Origin of the sequence: Thiomicrospira cyclica ALM1 (genome assembly GCF_000214825.1) — a bacterium.
GTDB lineage: Bacteria > Pseudomonadota > Gammaproteobacteria > Thiomicrospirales > Thiomicrospiraceae > Thiomicrospira > Thiomicrospira cyclica.
The window spans coordinates 1,727,013-1,740,530 of record NC_015581.1; the positions used below are offsets into that span (position 1 = coordinate 1,727,013).

Annotated in this window: 14 protein-coding genes; 7 read left to right on the top strand and 7 right to left on the bottom strand. The window is 45.2% G+C overall.

Translation table 11 applies throughout. The features are described from left to right. Nucleotides 1–22: 22 nt before the first annotated feature. Both THICY_RS07525 and THICY_RS07530 read right to left on the bottom strand, forming a co-directional pair. Nucleotides 23–1,189 (bottom strand): iron-containing alcohol dehydrogenase, encoded by a 1,167-nt coding sequence (locus THICY_RS07525; protein WP_013836016.1) that lies wholly within the window; start codon nucleotides 1,187–1,189, stop codon nucleotides 23–25. A 56-nt stretch (nucleotides 1,190–1,245) separates the two neighbouring features. Continuing rightward, on the bottom strand, nucleotides 1,246–3,285 hold the full coding sequence (locus tag THICY_RS07530) for a UvrD-helicase domain-containing protein (protein WP_456154840.1): 2,040 nt from the start codon (nucleotides 3,283–3,285) through the stop codon (nucleotides 1,246–1,248). Nucleotides 3,286–3,387: 102 nt separating this feature from the next. Between THICY_RS07530 and THICY_RS07535 the strand changes: the two genes are divergently transcribed. From THICY_RS07535 to THICY_RS07560, 6 genes are all read left to right on the top strand, one after another. Next, nucleotides 3,388–3,981: a histidine phosphatase family protein gene (locus THICY_RS07535; RefSeq protein WP_013836018.1), complete on the top strand. Its 594-nt coding sequence runs from the start codon at nucleotides 3,388–3,390 to the stop codon at nucleotides 3,979–3,981. A gap of 126 nt (nucleotides 3,982–4,107) precedes the next feature. Continuing rightward, complete coding sequence (locus THICY_RS07540) at nucleotides 4,108–5,955, top strand: McrB family protein (protein ID WP_013836019.1); 1,848 nt, start codon at nucleotides 4,108–4,110, stop codon at nucleotides 5,953–5,955. An 8-nt stretch (nucleotides 5,956–5,963) separates the two neighbouring features. After that, entirely contained in the window at nucleotides 5,964–6,230 is a 267-nt protein-coding gene (locus THICY_RS07545) for a DUF4160 domain-containing protein (RefSeq protein WP_013836020.1), read from the top strand. Further along, nucleotides 6,223–6,474 (top strand): DUF2442 domain-containing protein, encoded by a 252-nt coding sequence (locus THICY_RS07550; RefSeq protein ID WP_013836021.1) that lies wholly within the window; start codon nucleotides 6,223–6,225, stop codon nucleotides 6,472–6,474. Before THICY_RS07545 ends, THICY_RS07550 begins: the two co-directional genes overlap by 8 nt. After that, on the top strand, nucleotides 6,475–7,761 hold the full coding sequence (locus THICY_RS07555) for an McrC family protein (RefSeq protein ID WP_013836022.1): 1,287 nt from the start codon (nucleotides 6,475–6,477) through the stop codon (nucleotides 7,759–7,761). After that, nucleotides 7,762–8,013 (top strand): hypothetical protein, encoded by a 252-nt coding sequence (locus tag THICY_RS07560; RefSeq protein WP_013836023.1) that lies wholly within the window; start codon nucleotides 7,762–7,764, stop codon nucleotides 8,011–8,013. 45 nt (nucleotides 8,014–8,058) lie between these two features. On the opposite strand, the gene THICY_RS07565 is transcribed toward THICY_RS07560, so the two are convergent. After that, entirely contained in the window at nucleotides 8,059–9,339 is a 1,281-nt protein-coding gene (locus THICY_RS07565) for an O-acetylhomoserine aminocarboxypropyltransferase/cysteine synthase family protein (protein WP_013836024.1), read from the bottom strand. A gap of 104 nt (nucleotides 9,340–9,443) precedes the next feature. Next, nucleotides 9,444–10,094, bottom strand: coding sequence for a cupin domain-containing protein (locus THICY_RS07570; RefSeq protein ID WP_013836025.1), 651 nt, complete (start codon nucleotides 10,092–10,094; stop codon nucleotides 9,444–9,446). 86 nt (nucleotides 10,095–10,180) lie between these two features. Between THICY_RS07570 and THICY_RS07575 the strand changes: the two genes are divergently transcribed. Continuing rightward, a complete protein-coding gene (locus THICY_RS07575; protein ID WP_013836026.1) occupies nucleotides 10,181–10,762 on the top strand; it encodes a class I SAM-dependent methyltransferase in 582 nt (193 codons plus the stop codon). Nucleotides 10,763–10,841: 79 nt separating this feature from the next. Here THICY_RS07575 and THICY_RS07580 read toward each other — a convergent pair whose 3' ends face one another. The 3 genes from THICY_RS07580 to THICY_RS07590 are packed head-to-tail and all read right to left on the bottom strand — an operon-like array spanning nucleotide 10,842 to nucleotide 13,423. Continuing rightward, a complete protein-coding gene (locus THICY_RS07580; RefSeq protein WP_013836027.1) occupies nucleotides 10,842–11,936 on the bottom strand; it encodes an SEL1-like repeat protein in 1,095 nt (364 codons plus the stop codon). A 13-nt stretch (nucleotides 11,937–11,949) separates the two neighbouring features. Beyond that, the gene (locus tag THICY_RS07585; protein ID WP_013836028.1) at nucleotides 11,950–12,492 is read right to left on the bottom strand and encodes an ankyrin repeat domain-containing protein; all 543 of its coding nucleotides are present in this window, start codon (nucleotides 12,490–12,492) and stop codon (nucleotides 11,950–11,952) included. A gap of 28 nt (nucleotides 12,493–12,520) precedes the next feature. Beyond that, on the bottom strand, nucleotides 12,521–13,423 hold the full coding sequence (locus tag THICY_RS07590; RefSeq protein WP_013836029.1) for a hypothetical protein: 903 nt from the start codon (nucleotides 13,421–13,423) through the stop codon (nucleotides 12,521–12,523). Between the last annotated feature and the right edge of the window lie 95 nt (nucleotides 13,424–13,518).

The following is a 13,518-nucleotide window of genomic DNA, read 5'->3' on the forward strand; positions in this document are numbered from 1 at the left end:
TCGGACGACTAATTCATCCGATTTAAAGCGCGGCCATCATCGCCTGTTTTAAAGCTTGGTCTGATAACACCAGCGGATTGCCTAGCATACTACCCGCCCGGCAACACGCTAACACCGGCGCCAAGTTATCAGCACGCAAGCCAAATTCAGCCAAACCTTGTGGCACATAATCAGCCGACATCTGCTCCAAATAAGCCACCAGGCCTGCTAACCCACGATGCCCGGTTAGCAATTCGGCAACCTGGACATACTTATTGAGCGCCGTCGTAGCCTGCTCGGATGATGCGATTTGTAACGCTTCGATATTGGCGCGAGTAATGGGCGCAAGCAATCGGGCACAAACCACCCCGTGCGGGGCTTCAAAATAGGCGCCAATGGGTCCGGCCAACCCATGCACGGCACCCAAACCCGCATTAGCTAGGGTCATCCCGGAAAGGCTGGCGGCTAACATTAATTGACCATAACCCTGCTGTTGGCAGGTCGGGTCATTTGATGCGATCAAATCAAATGCGCCTTTAAACAAGCACATACCTTGCCATGCAAGTGCATCGGTGATCGGATTGGCCTTCAGCGTCACGTAGGATTCTAACAACTGGGTGAAGGCATCCATCGCAGTAGGATATAGGACCGAAGCCGGGCAATGTGGCAAAAACGCGGGATCTAACCAGGCCTGCTTGGCCAGCAGTCGGTCATCACGAAAGGATTTTTTGTATTCGCCGAGTTTGGAAATGACCGCATTTTTGGTGGTTTCCGACCCCGTTCCTGCCGTTGTTGGCACCGCCATAAACGGCACGGGCGTGTGCTGAATTTTGCGACCACAGCCCACGCCTTCTAAATAATCGACCACCGAAAAACGCTCTGGCAGCAGGCCTGCTACTGCTTTGGCGGCATCCAAGACACTGCCACCACCAAACCCAATGACCAGTTCAATGCCCTGTGGCGCTTCAGCGACTAACTTATCCACAACCGCTGGCGATGGCTCTCCGCGCACCACCACACGATGCACTTTACGGCACTCAAACACCCGAGCCAGACGCGGTTCCACAAAATGCGCATCGGCATAACCGCCACTAATCAACATGACCTGGTTTTGGCTTTGCGCCAAAATCGCATCCGCCAAGCGGCTATCGGTACAGCCCCAACCAAACTCAATCGCCGGCATTTGTGCCAATGAAAAACTATTGATCATTTGTTTTGTCCTGTGCTGTTATAACATTCCAGATTTTACGACCAACCTAGCATAGATTACTTGGCCTTCGCCGCCAGCATCGCGCGAATTTGCTCTAATTGCGCATTGCCGTGCGCCTTCGCTTCTTCTTTGCTTAACTCAACACCCGGCTTGCCCTCCCACTGCAGAACATCCTCGGGCAGTTCGTATAAAAAACGACTCGGTTCACAGCGCATATCCTCGCCGTATTTACGCCGTTTTTGGGCATAAGTCATAGTCAGCGAACGTTGTGCCCGGGTAATACCCACGTAGGCTAAGCGCCGTTCTTCTTCCAAGCCGGGTGACTCCAGGTTTTGTTTATGCGGCAGCATTTCTTCTTCGACACCGACCAAAAACACATGCGGAAACTCCAAGCCCTTTGAGGCGTGTAGGGTCATCAGGCTAATCATGTCATGCTCTTTTTCGTCTTCATTGCGCTCCATAATATCCATCAACGTCATGTGCGAGACCACTTTTGCCAGTTTGAGCTGGTCACCATCTTCTTCATCGGCTTTTTTAACAATCCGCTCAATCCACAATAATAAATCACGGACATTTTCAATCCGCTTTTCTGCGGTTTTGACCGAACTGGCCGTTTCCATTAACCAGTTATCGTATTCAATTTTATCCAGCACACCGCGAACAAAGGTGACCATCTCTGCGCCTTCCAACACCTCAGCTTCTTTGACCCAATCAAGCAACACCTGACCGAACAGTTGCACCCGTTTGAGCGATTTTTCCGACAGAATTTGGGTTAAACCAAACTCTTGCGTAGCATCAAACAAACTGATCCCGCGGTTGGTAGCATAGGTCGCCAATTTTTCGAGGGTGGTCGCGCCAATTTCACGCCGGGGCGTATTAATAATGCGCAAAAACGCTGCGTCATCATCGGGGTTCACAATCAATTTAAGATAAGACATGACATCTTTTATTTCTGCCTTATCAAAAAACGACTGGCCACCCGACAAAATATAGGGCAAATTTTGCTCGCGCAATGCCCGTTCAATTAAGCGGGCCTGGTGGTTACCGCGATACAAAATCGCATAGTCGCGGGTTTTGGTGCGATGCTGAAATTTATGCACCACCAGTTCCGACACCACCCGCTCGGCTTCTTGGTTTTCATTCGCACAGGCAATCACCCGAATGGCATCGCCCATGCCCATTTCACTCCACAGCCGTTTTTCAAACACATGAGGGTTTTGGGCGATTAACGCATTGGCACTTTGTAAAATACGCTGACTTGAGCGGTAGTTTTGTTCCAGCTTCACCAAATGCAAGCCCGGAAAATCCTGCTGCAACATCGCCAGGTTTTCCGGTTGCGCACCACGCCAGGCGTAAATCGACTGGTCATCGTCGCCCACCACGGTCAATTTGCCGTTTAAACCGACCAACTGGCGCACCAATTTATATTGCGCCGCGTTAGTGTCTTGATACTCATCCACCAGCAAATAACGCACTTTATTTTGCCACTTGGTCAAAATGTCTGGCTGATCATTAAACAGGCGCACCGGCAAGCCAATCAGGTCATCAAAATCCACCGCATTGTAGGCATGGAGCTGTTTTTGATAGGCGGCATACAAGCGGGCACGCGCCTGTTCCAGGGGATTTTCAGCCATTTCTAAGGCGATTTTGGGATCAAGATGTTGGTTTTTCCAGGCCGAAATCTCCCACTGCACACCGTCCAATTCTTCGGGTGACAAATCGTTTTTCTTCATCAATTCTTTAAGGATTTGTCCGGTGTCGGTAGCATCCATAATCGAAAAATTGGCTTTATAGTTCAGCGCCTTATATTCCTGACGAATAATGTTAAGCCCTAGGTTATGGAAGGTCGATACATTGAGGCCTTTGGCGGGGGTGTCCACCATCAGCTTGGTAACCCGCTCTTTCATTTCACGCGCGGCTTTATTGGTAAAGGTGACCGCATAAATATGGTGCGGTTTGAAGTCATGCTTGCGCACTAAATGGGCAATCTTTTCAGTGATAACCCGTGTCTTACCACTGCCCGCACCGGCAAGCACCAACAACGGGGTGTCGATATGTAATACCGCTTCTAATTGTCGTGGATTTAAACTATGCATTCTTTGCTGAACATCTGGGTTAAAAGGTAGAATATGATAAAACATATTGCAAGTGCGTGAAGCCTTAGATTACCTTCAATTAATTAAGTGGAATTGTGAGATATGAAACGCCGTGATTTTGTTAAAACCTTAGCGACCAGTTTTATGGCACCAGGCCTGCTACTAAGCCAACACACGCTAGCGGCCGATAAAAATGCCGAGTTCTGGCGCTTAGCCGCCGAAGGCAACAACCTAATTTGGTGGCGCCATCCTCGCACCTATCCCGGCATTGGCGATCCCGAAGGTTTTCGATTAGATAACTGCATGACCCAACGCCGACTCAATGCTCAAGGTCGTGCCGAAGCACGCCAGATTGGCGCTGTGTTTCAGACCTCGGGTGTCAAACTTGACCGAATTTTATCGAGTGCCTGGTGTCGTTGTACCGAAGCCGCCGATATTGCATTTGGGCGCCATGAAGTGTGGGAACCCATCAACTCTGTCTTTGCAAACCGTGACCGTGGGCCAGCACAAACCCGCGCCGTTTTAACCGCCGCCGCCCAACAACCCGCGGGCGAAAACTGGATTTTAAGCACCCACCGCAGCAACATTCTGCTGGCGACCGGTCAAAATACCTCCATGGGCGATGTGTTACTAACCCGCTACGACCCCAAACAACCCGATCAACTGCGTGTGCTGGCAAGGCTGGATTGGCGTTAGGTGGAGATCAAGCCGTTCATACTGTTTACACCTCAAATGTTCTTACTCCGCCTTTAACCCTGAGCAAAAATTCGCATCCATCAAGATGCTTAGTTAGAATGAACGGAATGATGTAAGGGATGAGAAATGGAAAATTATTATTTTGTAGGCGCAGTCTGGAACAACACCGAAGATAAAACTGCCGAATTTGTTGATGGCGGCTATTGGGAGATGGGCTATGACGTTGACGAGAAGCCCAAATTAGCAGAACAAATTAAACAAATTAAGGTGGGGGAGCGTATAGCGATTAAGGCTGCTACTGTTCAGAAAAATAATTTGCCTTTCAGTGGCGCTCCCCTTGGTAAGTCCATATCAAAAATGACAATTAAGGCTATTGGAACCGTTGTAGAAAATCCATCAAATGGTCAGCGCGTTATAGTAAATTGGCAAAAGGATTTCAAACCTAAAGACTGGTATTTTTTTACATACCGCGCAACATTTTGGCGAATTAATCAAGAAAACAAGTGGTGGTCGCAATATGCCAGCAAGTTGGTTGATTTTACTTTCAATGACAGCCCCCAAGATTACGAATATTTCGTAACAACTTGGTGGAATCAAACGATTGAAGTCGAGTCTGAAGATATGTCTATGCAAGCTTTAGATAATCAGCCGCTTAACACCATTCTTTACGGCCCGCCGGGAACAGGGAAAACCTTTAATACGGTGGATTTGGCTTGGCAGATTTTAAATGTAACGGATTCAACTGACACCACCAGGCCTGGTTCGATTCAAGAGCTAAAATCACGCTATCCCGGACAAGTTGAATTTGTAACCTTTCACCAAAGTTTTAGCTATGAAGATTTTGTTGAGGGCATTCAGGCTAAAACGCATGATGGCAAAATCAGCTATCAGGTCGAAAGTGGCGTGTTTAAACGCCTTGCAAAATTAGCATCAAAAAACCTAGAGGATAGCCAGAAGTCAGTCAATCAACTCGTTGAAGACCTGAACTTGGATAAGCGTTATGACGATTTTATAACCCATGCCATTGAATCTGAAGTTGCGTTTAAAAAGAAAAAAGGTACCGAGTTTAAAATTATCAACACGGATGATGAGCGTTTAACGATTGAGTCACCAGATTCAACATTTAGTGGTGGAGAAGTTCAGTTAAAGGTTGAGGAGTTAAAACAAGTATTTCAGTCTGATTATCCATTTCAAAGCGCACGAGAAGTCCACGAACAAATTTTTAGTAACAAGTACAAATATACTCGTCAAGAAGATACTTACTACTTGAGCCTCGTCAATGCATTTAGGGAGTTCAATGAATCTTCAGAGCCAACTAGGCAAGCTGAAGAGGTAGCATTAAAGCCCCACGTCTTGATTATCGACGAAATCAATCGTGGTAATATTTCGCGGATTTTTGGTGAATTGATTACGCTGATTGAACCGAGTAAACGGGCGGGCAATGACGAGGCGATTGAGGTGACTTTGCCTTATTCTAAAGAACCGTTTTCGGTGCCAAACAATTTGTATATTATCGGAACCATGAATACCGCTGACCGTTCGTTGGCGTTAATGGATACCGCCTTGCGCCGCCGCTTTGATTTTATGGAAATGATGCCGTTACCAGGCCTGGTGACAGACAATTTAGAAGGTGTTGATGTCCGCAAAATGTTAGACGTGATGAACCAGCGCATCGAAGCCTTATATGATCGCGAACACACGCTCGGTCATGCATTTTTAATGAATCTGGATTCGCTTGATGATTTGCGTCAGGCGTTTAAAAACAAAATCTTGCCGTTGCTGGAAGAATGTTTCTACGATGATTGGCAAAAAATCCGCTGGGTACTTGGCGCAGCGGAGGATCATTTTTATGAAAGACAAGCCTATAGCAATTTGTTTACTGACGCTGAAGCCCCTAGTGACACAGAAAAATTTCAACGCAAACCACTCGATGGATTAACGGCTGAAAACCTGGCTACTATTTACACCTTTTAGGAGGTTATATGCCAATTTTGTCCGTGTTTTTTGGTATTGTAATTAGAATGTGGCACGACGACCACCCACCGCCGCATATTCACGTTGAATATCAAGGATTTGAGGCTCTGGTTGAAATCAGTACAGGGTTGGTTAAAGAAGGTCGTCTGCCAAGAAAAGTAGCAGCGATTGTAAAGGACTGGTGTTTAGAACATCAGCCCGAATTAATGGATAATTGGACTAAGGCGCAAAACTTTGAACCTTTAGAGCGTATTCGAGGTGCGGATTATGATTAAGTTATTAGAGTGTGACTACAAAATAGGTGGCGTGATTCATCTCACGTTTTCGAATGGCACGAAGGGTGAGTTTGATTTAAATGCTTATCTAAAAGCACATGAGGGACCTTTGTTAGAGAAACTAAAAGATGAAGCGTTTGCCGATCGGTGTTTTATTGATGCGGGGGCATTGTGCTGGCCGCATGGGTTGGAGTTATCGGCAAAGCGCTTATTTGAACTTGTGCATCATAAACAGGCGGCTTAATTGACCACTAGTTTAGTGCTGCGCGAATGGGGGCGGATTGTTCGCTCCGAGCAAAATAAACAAGTTGGTTTTGATGAAATTGAAGTCGGTCAACAGGCCTGGTTGTTTCTCGCCAAAATTGCACAATCGTCTGATAAAACCCACCGATATCTAACCTTTTTAAATACGCATACCTTAAAAGCACAAGGCTTTGTTGGCGTGATTGCCACACCAGATGGCACGCAAATCGAAATCTTACCCAAACATGCGCCAATGATTGAAGAACCAGGCCTGGTTGCTAGCCGCAAGCTGTTATTGCGTATGCTCAAAGCCGCCAAGGTGTTGCCATTTATTGCGTCCACCGATGCTTTGATTGACACGCTGAAACAACCCTTGCCGGAGGTGCTGATCGGCCGGTTCTTACAAGATTTGGCGCAGGTGGTGCGTAAGGGCATCCGCAAGGATTACCAGCGGGTTGAGGCGCAAGAACGTTTTTTAAAAGGACAGCTACACACGGCACGTCAATTAAGGCAATCACCCGTCAAGCAAACCCAATTCTGCATTGAATACGATGTGTTTAATGATAATCGCGCGGAAAACCGTTTGATTCATGCCGCATTGATATCGATAACGCGTGTGAGCCAGTATTTACCGAATCAAAAACTGGCGCGCGAGTTGCGTTTCGCGTTTGATGCGGTGCCGGTTTCAACACAGATCGCATCGGATTTTCAGGCCTGGCGTACCAGTCGCAATATGCAGTATTACCAAACATTGCTGCCTTGGTTAAAGCTGATATTAAGTCAATACAGTCCATTTGCGACCGCCAACCAACACGCAGGTATTTCGTTTTTACTGCCAATGGATAAACTGTTTGAAGCCTATGTCGCCAGCGAAATTCAGCGCGGTTTGCCACCGGGTTATCAGCTTAAAACCCAATCTAGCGCCAAGTATTTAGCCACGCAGAACGGTAGGTCGATGTTCCAACTGCGGCCAGACCTAATAATTTATCGGGGTAATGAACTTTTAGCGGTATTAGACACCAAGTGGAAATTGCTCGATCAAACTCAACCCGACGGCAAAGCGGGTATTGCTCAAGCCGATATGTATCAACTGTTTGCCTATGGCCAAAAGGTGTTAAATGGTCAAGGTAATCTGGTTTTGATTTATCCACAATGGCAAGGGTTTACACAGCCGTTGGCAACATTTGAATTTGGCGATAAGTTAATACTCGATGTTATCCCGTTTGACTTGGAAATAGCATCAAACCACAACCAGGCCTGGTTGTGTCATCTATTAGGAGACAGATAAATGTGTATTGTCGCGCTCATTATAGCGGTGGGCTTATTGATTTATTATTTGGATAGTCATTTGGAAAATTGGCATTTGGTGGAGCGTTTGGATGCGCACAGTGAAATTACGTTGGCCGTCGGCTGGGAGATGATTCCGGCTTTTTGGCCGCTGATTGCGTTGAGTGTGATCAGTACATTGGTCGCGGTGATGCTCTATCAACGAATTTTTAATAAAAAACAAATTGGTTGTTCAAGATATCCGAGTGATTAAAGCTGGATCTACGACCACCAGGCCTGGTGGTCATGTTGTTTGCTTTTAAGCTTTTGAGGCCATTAAAGCTTGGTCAATATCCGCTAAAATATCATCGATATGTTCAATCCCAATTGACAGGCGCACCATATCTGGTGATACCCCCGCTGCTTTTAATTCCACGTCATTGAGTTGACGATGGGTGGTTTCGGCCGGAATACTGGCGCAAGATTTGGCGTCACCAATATTAACGAGACGGAGAATCATCTGCAGCGCATCGTAAAATTTACGCGTACCTTCTCGGCCAGACTTTAACCCAAAGCTAAGAATGCCAGACGCTTTGCCTTGCATATATTTTTGCGCCAGCTGATGGTCTTTATGACTGGCCAGGCCGGCATAATTGACCCAAGAAACCAGTGGTTGTTCTTCTAGAAATTCGGCGACCTTGTGGGCATTTTCACAAACACGTTCCATGCGAAGCGCCAAAGTTTCGAGACCTTGCATAAGCTGGAAAGCATTCATCGGTGACAAAGCCGCACCCATATTGCGCAACGGCACAACCCGCGCCCGTGCGATAAACGCAGCGGCACCGAAGTCTTGGGTATAGGTCACACCGTGGTAAGACACATCAGGGGTGTTTAACAGCGGAAAGCGCTCGGCATGCTCTGCCCAGGGGAACTTACCTGAATCCACAATTACGCCGCCAATCGTGGTGCCGTGACCGCCGATATATTTGGTGGCAGAATGGATCACAATATCTGCGCCCTGTTCAATCGGTCGCCATAAGGCGGGTGTGGCCACCGTGCTATCAACCACTAAAGGAATGCCGTGTTGGTGGGCTAATTTTGCCAAGCGTTCAATATCCGCAATGCCACCCGACGGATTGCCGACTGTTTCGCAATAAAGCAGTTTGGTATTGGCATCAATTAATTGGGCAATGTCCTGATCTGGGGCATCCTTGTTAAAGAAGCGGACTTCTAGCCCTTGGCGCGGCAAGGTGTGGGCAAAGAGGTTATAGCTGCCGCCGTAGAGTTCACCGGTGCTGAGGATGTTATCGCCGGCTTCCGCCAGGGTTTGAATGGTATAGGTAATCGCAGCCATACCAGATGATACCGCCAGGCCTGCTATGCCGCCTTCCATTGCGGCAATACGAGTTTCTAACACCGCATTGGTTGGATTCATAATGCGAGAATAGATATTGCCCGCTACCTTCAGGTCAAATAAATCGGCGGCATGTTGGGCGTCATCAAACGCAAACGAGGTGGTTTGATAAATTGGCACCGCCACCGATTTGGTGGTGTCTTCAGGCTTATAGCCGCCATGTAATGCAATGGTTTCTAATTTCATAATTGCGCCTTTTTCCGTTACCTAGAGTTGAAGTTCAAGTCTTTATTATTGTAAAGGTTCGCAACGGTCTGTGCTGACTTTACCGCTAAAGTCACTTAAACAGGCTACAAATGCCCGGTTTTCACCCATATTAAGGTATCTTGCTCCACAAACGGATGATGGCGACTGGCGTGCGGACTGCGCAACCAAGATCCTTTTGGGTAACGACCATGCTCGTCAATAAACTCACCCTCCAGCACAAAAATCTCCTCGCCACCGTAATGGGTATGAGGTTGAAACACCTCACCCGCCGACCACCAAACCAGCGCACTATGCTCGGTACCAAACTGATGCAATCCCATCACCTTTAAGCCGCCATGCCCCGGTTGCCAGGCCTGCTGACGGGTGTTAATAGCCAGCGTTTCGGTATCGCCGGGCTGAAATTGATCCAACTTCACAAACAACACACAGCCCTGTTTTGAAAAAGGTGCGTGCTGGGAGCCTGGGGGATTGCGTAAATAACTACCCGCTGGATAATCTCCGCGCTCATCAGAAAACACCCCTTCGAGCACAAAAATTTCTTCACCTTGCGGATGTGAATGTGGCGGAAACGCCGAACCGGGCATAAACTGAACTACGCTGGTGGTGCGACCCGATTCCGCGGCTTCGCGCTCCAAGGGTTTGCGCAACACGCCATCCGCCCGACTGCCCAACCAGGCCTGCTTAGCGGTTTCCACCACAACGCGCTGGCTTAAATCCATATTAATTACGTCCATTCACGCTCCTTTCATCAGCGATAGCGGTTATCTTGCTGACCTTAGCTTATAATAGATAACCACTTTAACCAAATGTGAATAAAACTATGGCCACGATTGCCGAACTAAAAAAAGACCTGACCATTGAAACCGAATTACTAGGCACGCCCCTAACCTTTAAAACCACCTGGGGAATTTTTAGCCCGCGTGAAATCGACGATGGCACGCAATTGCTATTGCGCCATCTGGATATAAAAACCGATGATGTGGTATTGGATTTGGGTTGTGGCTACGGCCCGCTAGGCATTGCGATTGCCGCCAAAGCACCGCATGGCCAAGTGCATATGGTTGATAAAGATTTTGTTGCTGTGGATTACGCCAATAAAAATGCCCGCTTGAACGGTTTTGACCATGCGAAAGCCTATTTGTCGAATGGCCTAAGCGCGGTACCCAAAGAGATGCAATTCACCACCGTGGTATCGAATATACCTGCCAAGGTTGGCAAAGAAATGCTCAGCATTATGCTCAACGATATCCATGCACAAATGACGCCAGGAGGGCAACTCGTGGTGGTGACCATCAATGGCTTGCGTGATTACATGAAACGTAATTTTATGGAAGTTTTCGGCTATTACGACAAGGTTAAGCAGGGCAAAGATTACACGATATCAAGAACGGTTAAGCAGTAGCAGGCCTGGTGGGCATGTGTTTTTATACCCTAATAAAAACACCGACTCACCCTTTAAAAAGTTGTATTTTAATACACAACTAATCACAATCTTTATAGTTGGATTCCAAACACCTTCTGGCTTTAGTTTGGGCAGTTGCGACTTGTTCGACTGTCATTCTATTTTGAGCCATATCTCTATTATTTGCTGCAAGTTCATTGCCATTAGCAGAACTGATGTTAAACCATTTATATGCAGCTACATAGTCTTGCTTAACACCACTTCCATTTGCATACATAACACCTAAACTGTTCTGTGAAACTGCATCACCTTGCTTGGCTGCTTTTTTGAACCAATAAAAGGCTTGTTTATAGTCTTGTGCTACACCTGTTCCATTTATATACATAACACCCAAGCCGTACTGTGCATCAAAAAGACCTTGTTTGGCAGCTTGCTCATACCAATAAACCGCTTGTGTATAATCTTCCGCAACGCCAAGCCCATCTGTATACATAACACCTAAAATGAATTGTGCACGAACATAACCTTGCTTGGCAGCTTGCTCATACCAATAAGCCGCTGCTTTAAGGTCTTGCTTAACACCCTCACCATTTCCATACATAACACCCAATCTAAATTGTGCATATATTCGACCTTGCTTTGCCGCTTGTTCATACCAAAAGACTGCTTGATTATAGTCTTTCGTTACGCCTTGTCCATATAGATAACTATCACCTAAAAAGTATTGCGCATCTGCATCACCCTGTTTAGCTGCTTGCTCATACCAGTAAATTGCTTGCTTGTAATCTTGTGCCACACCTAGTCCACTTCGATACAAAACACCTAAGTGAAACTGTGCATCTGTATCGCCTTGTTCGGCTGCTTGCTCATACCAATAGGCTGCTTGATTGTAATCTTGCTCTACATATAATCCATTTAGATACATAACAGCTAAACTGAATTGAGCATCAGCAAAACCTTGCTTGGCAGCTTGCTCATACCAATAGGCAGCTTGGTTGTAGTCTTGCTCTACACCAGAACCAACGTAATACTTAACACCCAATTCAAATTGCGCCTCTGCATCGCCTTGCTTTGCAGCCTGCTCTAACGCTGAAACTCTACTCGCGTGCACTGCCACAGCCTGCCCCAATAACAAAAAAGCCAACAACACATTACGTAAGATGGATGTTTTCATATTAAAACCACGCTTATACTGCAGCCTTTAAAGTACGAATTATATTTCTTAGTTTGATTTCATTTTCCATAGACAAGCTTTGTGTTAATTGCAAATTAGCAATTTCAATCGCAGAAAAACCAAAATTATCATCTGTTAAACTTAGATTAGCACCTTGCCTTATTAAAATATTAACTTTTTCTAAATCCAAATTCATTATTGCATTCATTAATTGAGTATAGCCATTCTCATCATACTGATCAATAGAATTAATAATTTTTGGGTTGTTACTCTTCTTTTTATTAAGTTGATCACTATATATCTTATTAAAGTCTTCACCCTTTACAACGGAGTCAACCAAGCTGCTAAGTAACAAAGTATCATCCTCTATGGATCTAACTCTTAATTTCAAATAACAACCAAGCGTATTTACCTCAGACCCATCTGACTCTGATAAAGCCTTTGCCCACAGACCTGGTCTTACCTTGCCATCCTCGAATTCTTTGTAGGCAAGCTCATATAGTATTTCTTCAACTTTTCTGTTTAAAGATCTTTTCAATCTTAATTTTTCAAACATTATGCACTCTTTTAATAAACTTAGACTTCTATGAAAAAATATTATTAAGCTTACGCTCTCTTTCTTCAGCATTTTTTTCGTTGAGTAGCACTTCTTTCTTTTTTGTCTCAATAAGGTTCTGCTTGCTTTGCAGTGCCTCTTTTTCTCTCAAGACAGCGCTTTCAATTTCTTTAGCCGAGGATAAGTATCCATAATAAAACTGATCTTTATCTATTTTAGAGAAATATTTTTTGAGCCTCTCATCTCTTGATGATAGTCTTTCACAATCATCTAAAACTTGAGCATCTTTAGACCAATCCACTTTTTCGTGGAGTTTTAGCTCTTTATTTATTCCAAACAATAGTTTTTCTTGGTGACGCTTTCTATTCCCTTTATTTATTGAATCCGCCACTACCCCAATCATTGCAAAAGTTATTACCGTCAAAATAAATCCAAAAAACCACCCGGTAAACAATGATGCGATCAAAGTCATTATTACAAAGAATGCCACTATCGCACCACTGCTCTTACTCCAATCATTAGTAGGGTATAGATTATTTTTCTCAACCACCTGCTTTGCTTCTAAAAGCGCACCCTTGTTCTCTTCAATTAAACTTTTATCAACGGGGCATGTTTCACAATCAGCTTTTAATTCACTAAATTTTTTAAAATGAACCTTTTTATTTTCTGGGGACCAGTCCATTAATGCGACTATCCATGCAAAAATGCCAAGAAAAGGAAGCGCAGGCACATAAAACCAACCATTGATTCCAAATCGCTTACGCTCGCTTACTAGTATTACGAAGGTTACGAACATACCAATAACCGGAAAATATAACCATAAAGCCCACTTTAGGTTGCGACCTAAACGGGTATAAATAATAGTAAATGGTATGATCACAAGCGTTACTAGAAAGAACCAAGCAAGCAATACAACAAAAACAAACTCCATAAAAACTAACCTGTCTTCAATAGAAACTTAAACATAGTGAAAAAACCTTATTAGCCTATGTATAAATTACACTAAAACATGAATTAATGGAAATA

Excerpts from the sequence above, each read along its gene's own strand:
- THICY_RS07525 (WP_013836016.1), bottom strand. The coding sequence starts at position 1,189 with ATGATCAATAGTTTTTCATTGGCACAAATGCCGGCGATTGAGTTTGGT.
- THICY_RS07530 (WP_456154840.1), bottom strand. The coding sequence starts at position 3,285 with ATGCATAGTTTAAATCCACGACAATTAGAAGCGGTATTACATATCGAC.
- THICY_RS07535 (WP_013836018.1), top strand. The coding sequence starts at position 3,388 with ATGAAACGCCGTGATTTTGTTAAAACCTTAGCGACCAGTTTTATGGCA.
- THICY_RS07540 (WP_013836019.1), top strand. The coding sequence starts at position 4,108 with ATGGAAAATTATTATTTTGTAGGCGCAGTCTGGAACAACACCGAAGAT.
- THICY_RS07545 (WP_013836020.1), top strand. The coding sequence starts at position 5,964 with ATGCCAATTTTGTCCGTGTTTTTTGGTATTGTAATTAGAATGTGGCAC.
- THICY_RS07550 (WP_013836021.1), top strand. The coding sequence starts at position 6,223 with ATGATTAAGTTATTAGAGTGTGACTACAAAATAGGTGGCGTGATTCAT.
- THICY_RS07560 (WP_013836023.1), top strand. The coding sequence starts at position 7,762 with ATGTGTATTGTCGCGCTCATTATAGCGGTGGGCTTATTGATTTATTAT.
- THICY_RS07565 (WP_013836024.1), bottom strand. The coding sequence starts at position 9,339 with ATGAAATTAGAAACCATTGCATTACATGGCGGCTATAAGCCTGAAGAC.
- THICY_RS07570 (WP_013836025.1), bottom strand. The coding sequence starts at position 10,094 with ATGGACGTAATTAATATGGATTTAAGCCAGCGCGTTGTGGTGGAAACC.
- THICY_RS07575 (WP_013836026.1), top strand. The coding sequence starts at position 10,181 with ATGGCCACGATTGCCGAACTAAAAAAAGACCTGACCATTGAAACCGAA.
- THICY_RS07580 (WP_013836027.1), bottom strand. The coding sequence starts at position 11,936 with ATGAAAACATCCATCTTACGTAATGTGTTGTTGGCTTTTTTGTTATTG.
- THICY_RS07585 (WP_013836028.1), bottom strand. The coding sequence starts at position 12,492 with ATGTTTGAAAAATTAAGATTGAAAAGATCTTTAAACAGAAAAGTTGAA.
- THICY_RS07590 (WP_013836029.1), bottom strand. The coding sequence starts at position 13,423 with ATGGAGTTTGTTTTTGTTGTATTGCTTGCTTGGTTCTTTCTAGTAACG.